This is a genomic window from Legionella drancourtii LLAP12 (assembly GCF_000162755.2).
Lineage (GTDB): Bacteria > Pseudomonadota > Gammaproteobacteria > Legionellales > Legionellaceae > Legionella > Legionella drancourtii.
The window spans coordinates 1-6,334 of the sequence record NZ_JH413823.1; the positions used below are offsets into that span (position 1 = coordinate 1).

Genomic DNA, 6,334 nt, shown 5'->3' on the forward strand with positions numbered 1-6,334 from the left:
TCGCCGATGCCGGTATCTTTGTCTCTACGAGTTGCTCTGGGACAGGTAGCACCGCCATTTGCACTGCAGCAGGAACTACGAGCACTAATACACCTTTACTCTATCAAAGCACGGATGGAGGCAGTTCCTGGAGTGCAGTGACAACAACCAGTGACAATGGCAGTTTTTATTCTACAAATTGCAGTGGCTCGGGCAGTAGCACCATTTGCATTGCCGCGGGAGTTGACTCGACTACCAATACCCCTTTGCTCTACCAAAGTACAAACGGAGGTAGTACCTGGAGTGCGATAACAACGAGCAGTGACAATAGCTCCTTTGTCTCTACGAGCTGCAGTGGTATGGGCAGCACCGCCATCTGCGCCGCCGCGGGGGTTGACTCGACTACAAATACTCCTTTGCTTTACCAAAGCAGGGACGGAGGTGGTACCTGGAGTGCGGTGGCAACGGCCAGTGCGGGTTACTTTGACTCTACGAGTTGCAGTGGAACGGGTAGCACTGCCATCTGCACTGCCGCAGGGGTTAACACAAACACCAATATTCCTTTGCTCTACCAAAGTACAAACGGGAGTAGTACCTGGAATGCTGTGACAACAACTAGTGACACTGGCATCTTTTATGATACAAGTTGCAGTAGTGAATAACGCCAAATGAACTTCCTCGTACTTATTGGAAAAAAGGATTAACAACCTGATAGTTCAATGTGACCAAAAAAGAGAGGAAGGATGCCGTTATGCAATGGTATGGACTTTTATATCATTTATTAAACTTAGCAATGCTATTGCCATGAATGAGCGAGTCTTGATGCCTCTACGAGAATGCAATTCAATTTGGTCATGCTGGCGCTATGAATAATCGTGCCTATATGCATTAATATGGTATAACAATCCCATTTGATTTATATAGTTATTTTTTATTAAGCTTGCTTTGCAGGATCAATAGGATATTATTATAGAGAATCTAAGATATCCCAAGTCCAATGCTTTAAACTAATTCAAGGGATAACATACCCATGCGTTTTTTGACCTTTTTACTAGGATGTTTTCTCATGACAAATATAGCTTCAGCAGTTAAGCCCAATGATAGCGCCTATAATTTTTCATTTAATACTTTGAGCGGACATAGTCCTTTGCCCCTTGATTCGTTTCACGGTAAGGTCTTAATCATCGTGAATACAGCGTCCAAGTGTGGATTTACACCGCAATATGACAAATTAGAGAAACTTTATGAGAAATATAAGGATCAAGGGCTAGTTGTACTTGGCGTCCCTTCCAATGATTTTGCGGGGCAGGAACCAGGAAGTGATCAAGAAATAGCCAATTTTTGCCAGGTTAACTACGGTGTTTCATTTCCAATGACTTCGAAAGAAGTTGTTTCTGGGAAAAATGCGCATCCGTTTTATCTTTGGGCTAGAGAAAAACTAGGGTTTGGTACGGCGCCTAAATGGAATTTTCATAAATACCTGATCAATCGTGATGGAAAGCTTATCGATTATTTTTATACGATAACTTCTCCTGATTCGCCAAGATTTATTAAGGCTGTTGAGCAAGCACTTCGTGAAAAAAACTAAGTGTAACCGGCTAATTATGTGCTTGTATTGTAACTTCTCAATAAGTCCGGGAAACGTCATCCCTCACTGCGTTTGAGAGGGGTATTGGGAAGTCACCTTGAATTAACATAGCTTACTATGTATAGTAAGCTATGTTAATTCAAATTTAGATAACTGATCCTAATACGAGGGTATGCATGAGAGGGCCATTTGTGGCTGGTACATTTTAACCACCCTCATTCATCCGTTGCTTTGCGACACCTTTTCCCCTTTTGGGGAGAAGGTGTTTTGACGCTGATATAGTGAAACGAATGTATTAACGGCGAATGTATTGTTTTAATTTCGCTGGCGTAGGAAATGCATCTTGAACTGCTAACGCATAAAGATCTGGTTTTCCTGTTTCATACTGACAAACGCCTTCTTGCAAAAGAACACCAGGAGCGGTCATTTCACTTAAGATTTCATTTGCAGTGTCAACCACGTCTTCTGCATCCGTTGTAAACGGCGCCATAATAAAGCCCCAAGAAGAATCGGTATTATAATTACTGATGTTGTATGCAGCATAAATTCCATAAATTTCCATAGACATTGAAATGCCTTCAGCTTGGATCGCACTTAGCTCAGGACATACTTCTTGACTTGCAAAAGTAGTTCCAGCAAGAATTAAAGCGCCCGCAAAAGCAGCTAATTTTGCTTTCAACATTATTTTTTACTCCTGTATTATTTAATGAAAATTATTGTTACTCTGTCGCGTAATTTACAGTAACTAAATTTTTAGTCAATGACATTCTGTTTAACTACAATTTAAGATACATGTCCCTTAGTTGCAGAAGGAGATTCATGACTATTATTCAGCAACTTATTCGTAAACGCGATTGCCAGTGCTGAAATGATGAGCGTCAAATGAATAATTACTTGCCACATAATACCAAAGTTATCTAATTTAGTAGGGTCAATAAAGGTTCTTAATAGGTGAATGGATGATATTCCCACCAATGCCAGTGCCAATTTAACTTTCATTCCTCCTGCATCCAAATGCCCAAGCCATTCGGGCTGCTCTGGATGGGTGTCTAATTGCAGTGGTGAAATGAAGGTTTCATAACCGCCCATAATAACCATGATCAATAAGTTGGCAATCATCACTACATCAATTAGGTCCAAGACGCCAAGCATAATGAGTGTGTCATCCAGGTTATTAATATGAAAAATAAGTTCGGTTAATTCATATAAAAAGCGATATACATAAGCAGTTAAGATACAAATAAGCCCTAAATACAAAGGAAGTTGAATCCATCGTCCCATAAAAATAAAACGACTTATTGTTTTTTTTGACTAAATTCATTAGTAATTCTCAGTAATTAATCCTTAAGGATATCATACTGGGTTTTAATGCTTTATTAAATGCATCATGTCTTAAGAAACAGCAATTTGCCTAATTAAATCTGCTTATAAGTACAATTCTACACAGACATTATATAGTTGTTTCATTCTAATAATATTGATTTCTGCGCTTTTATACCGCCACTAATAATTGACAATAACTCGCTATTTTCTATCTGTTTTTTTTCAACATAACTTAATTTTACGGATATATTGATTGATTTGACTTCTTAATGTTCATGTCGAAAATTATGATGGCTTGGGGCTAGAACCCATCTCTAGCCAAGATAATACTTCATCGACATCAAAACTTGGACTGGGCGGCACTTCCTCTGGAACTAAAGATTGTGTCGTCTCGGGTCTTTCATTTTCTCGTGTTGCGGGAATGGCTATATTTGGTGTAGAAGGCACCGCTGTATTTGGCGTTGCGGGAGAAACTGGCCTCATAAATATGCTATGGGCCAGCAACGAAGTTCTTTGATGAGCCGATGGCGAAACAGCAGGTCCTTGTTGTGATGACTCACTGGCTAGAGACGTAGAACGGCTATCTGCCTGCGCTGAACTCGAAGTAGATGTCGCTGATTGTTGCGCTCTCATCCCTGAATCTTTTTCAATAGATGATAAATAATTGTGATAAAACGTTATCGCTTGCTTATAAATTTTTTCATCGATAATTTCGATAAAAAGTCGTGAAGCATGCATACGTCCATAATCTTCAAAGCGTAATCTAACGCCGAAATACGCAAGTTGGTCACGACGTATTGCGGTAATAAAACGTATTAACACCTCATTTTTTACCTCGAATTCATTCCTGGGCGGTATATTCACTGGCAGATGGCTAAAGATAGTTCGCAAGTTAGGATCATACCTAAAATTTAGTTCTTTTTCGGATGCAAAATTAAGTCCATCCTGTTTTAATTCATTTGGCACTTCAGTCTGCATAACCTTAATTGTGTTAGGAGCTGGCTGACTCTCTTGAATTCGTCTTCGCGTTTGTTTCAAATTGGATTGGTTGTCGGATTGCTTGGTGCGTCGTTGACGCTTCTTTGTCTGTTGCGCTGGTGCTTGAGGTGGAGGCATTTGAAATACAGGAGTTTGAGGCACAGGGAGTGGGGTGGGAGTTTGAGGAAGCGTATCTACCCACTTTAAAATATGAAGGCGATCACTCAACACGCGTGCGATCTCCTTAGCCTTAGTACTTGATGAACCTGTTTGTTGGTTAGCATGAGCATTAACCGTGTGCAGCATTCTTTCCAAGCTTGGAATACACGTAAAATTCTCTACAAATGCACTTACAAAATCATGATCATCTTGTGCTATTACACCTCGCAATAAGTATAGGGATACTTCTTGAGGAAGGATTGCAAATTGAATAGTATAATTTCTATTCTGAATAAAGTCGCGTCTCTGCGAATAATGAAACATTAGCATGTAAGCAAAGTCGTATACAAAATCAATCTCTAGGCTCGCTATATTGTTATAACAATAATTTTCTTTATAAACTTTTTTAACATTTTCGCTCAAATTCCAAAGTATATCGACTAATGCTCCATTACCAGATTTCAAAGCGAGTCTAAAAAATAAAACACATTTTTTTAATTCGTCTATTGTTTTACACTGCTTGGCGTACCATTTTTTATATTCAGCATGCTTAGTGATGATCTCAATTGCAATAGAGCAAGCTCGACTCATTATCGCTTTAGAAAATACGGCTTTGGTATTTTCTAAAGAAAAAACATCTTTTGTAATATCCAAAGTGTTAGGCAAGATATATTGGCCCGTAAACCCTTCAGCTAAAAAAGAATGATTAGCCCAAAGTTGATTCACTGTTACGTTGTCTTGATTATCTAACGCCGTGTGAAATTGCCTTAGTATCGCTTCGTCGAGCATCTGAAATATTCCTGTAATATGCGAGTGTTAGCCCTTCATGATTGTTCAAATTTTATACCATTGCTTTTGTATTGTAAATGACCATTGACTTAAGAGCGCAACTTTTTACCGAAAAGAACGGCAATTGAGGCTAGGGGAACCCTTAACCCATTTAAGAAAAGAAGGCCACGCATGGTGCGACGTGTTTTAAGTAATGAAATATGGGAACAACTACTGGTAACCATTAAATTTAAAGGATGTTATTGCTGCAATTCATATTATTTTGCACTCATACGAGGTAATCTAGATAGTAGGATTGGTGATGAACTGATTATTTCTTAATATTTCGCAGTTGCATCACTTGCAGGAAAAGTATTTTCAAGTGCTTCATCTAATTCATGTTCGCTTTTTTATTCTTTGGGCTTTTCTCATTTCCTTGCTTGTACTATTAGAATGAAGCGCCTTTTCTTTTCTTCTGTATGGTTTTTTGCTTTTATCCATAATGCTCTCCTTTAGATGGATAGATTAAGTATAGCAAATTGGAAAATAATTCTTATTTTTCAAAGCAATTGTGGGGCTCTATAATAAAATGGAAAGGCCAAATGTTAACGTATTCTGCTTGATCGGTTCTCTTGCATTAATCTGCAAGGTTTTGAAAGAGCCATAGTCTTGTTCATGCTCATATTCTACAAATATATTTAGGCCTGGTATTAATCGATAGTATGGGCTAACGATGTAGCGCATTTGATTCAAACCATTACCGATTGCAGCTTGAGTCACTGTTTTTGAAGCAAGAATACTGCGAACCCCCACCCTTATAAGAAAATTATTAGTGATCTGTGTATCACGCAATAGCTCAATATCTAGTTTAGCGCTACCAGAGTAGTAATATCCTCTTACGTTAGTATTGATAAAATAAGGCATTAGCCCTTCAATGCCAATTCCGGGTTGCCAATAAGGCGTATTTGTAGGACGATTAAAATAGTTGATTCCGCCTTTGACTGCCCAAAATTGATTAATGAGATGCCAATAAAAAATATCAATGTCGGCATTATCTACTCGTCCTTTGGTAACCTCTGCATCATTCATGAATAATTCAAGTTTGTTATAGTCCGGTCCATATAAACCTTTGTAGGTCAGTCGTTGTGTATTATTAAATGGATCGGCACCTATATCTAAAAAGGTTGAGCGCCATAAGCCCGTATGATGAGCCATGGGATGATGAACAAGGGATGGATCAATCGGTCTTACTTCATCGACCCTCACAATGGGTCTGTTATCATAGGGCGTTTGTTTCACAATGTGCTGGGGTATTGCAGTCCCTTTTGTAATTTCTATCAGTGTTGTATATTGAAATACTCGCGACATACCAGTCATCATATGATAGAGAAGATGGCAGTGAAAAAGCCATTGACCACTCGCATCCGTATCAAGATCGGCCGTAATCGTCGCACCAGGGGGGATATCCAGTGTATGCAATAAAGGATCATAGCTCCCTTTGCCATTACGCAAAATAAACCAATGACCATGGATATGCAT

The 6,334-nt window shown here is 38.9% G+C and carries 6 protein-coding genes; 2 read left to right on the forward strand and 4 right to left on the reverse strand.

All coding sequences use genetic code 11. The features are described from left to right. Both LDG_RS19655 and LDG_RS09440 read left to right on the forward strand, forming a co-directional pair. Window positions 1-641, forward strand: a 641-nt coding sequence (locus LDG_RS19655; RefSeq protein WP_040535217.1) for a WD40/YVTN/BNR-like repeat-containing protein, incomplete at its 5' end; no start/stop codon positions are given. A 404-nt stretch (window positions 642-1,045) separates the two neighbouring features. Continuing rightward, window positions 1,046-1,567, forward strand: coding sequence for a glutathione peroxidase (locus tag LDG_RS09440; protein WP_233491454.1), 522 nt, complete (start codon window positions 1,046-1,048; stop codon window positions 1,565-1,567). A gap of 295 nt (window positions 1,568-1,862) precedes the next feature. On the opposite strand, the gene LDG_RS09445 is transcribed toward LDG_RS09440, so the two are convergent. The 4 genes from LDG_RS09445 to LDG_RS09460 all read right to left on the reverse strand — a co-directional run. Then, window positions 1,863-2,249: a DUF4949 domain-containing protein gene (locus LDG_RS09445; RefSeq protein ID WP_006871083.1), complete on the reverse strand. Its 387-nt coding sequence runs from the start codon at window positions 2,247-2,249 to the stop codon at window positions 1,863-1,865. A 101-nt stretch (window positions 2,250-2,350) separates the two neighbouring features. Further along, window positions 2,351-2,866 (reverse strand): TIGR00645 family protein, encoded by a 516-nt coding sequence (locus LDG_RS09450; RefSeq protein ID WP_040535222.1) that lies wholly within the window; start codon window positions 2,864-2,866, stop codon window positions 2,351-2,353. A gap of 309 nt (window positions 2,867-3,175) precedes the next feature. Then, entirely contained in the window at window positions 3,176-4,816 is a 1,641-nt protein-coding gene (locus tag LDG_RS09455; protein ID WP_006871085.1) for a hypothetical protein, read from the reverse strand. Between the two features lie 558 nt (window positions 4,817-5,374). After that, window positions 5,375-6,334: copper resistance protein B (locus LDG_RS09460; protein WP_040535227.1), on the reverse strand; the 960-nt coding region annotated here is incomplete at its 5' end.

Excerpts from the sequence above, each read along its gene's own strand:
- LDG_RS09455 (WP_006871085.1), bottom strand. The coding sequence starts at position 4,816 with ATGCTCGACGAAGCGATACTAAGGCAATTTCACACGGCGTTAGATAAT.
- LDG_RS09440 (WP_233491454.1), top strand. The coding sequence starts at position 1,046 with ATGACAAATATAGCTTCAGCAGTTAAGCCCAATGATAGCGCCTATAAT.
- LDG_RS09445 (WP_006871083.1), bottom strand. The coding sequence starts at position 2,249 with ATGTTGAAAGCAAAATTAGCTGCTTTTGCGGGCGCTTTAATTCTTGCT.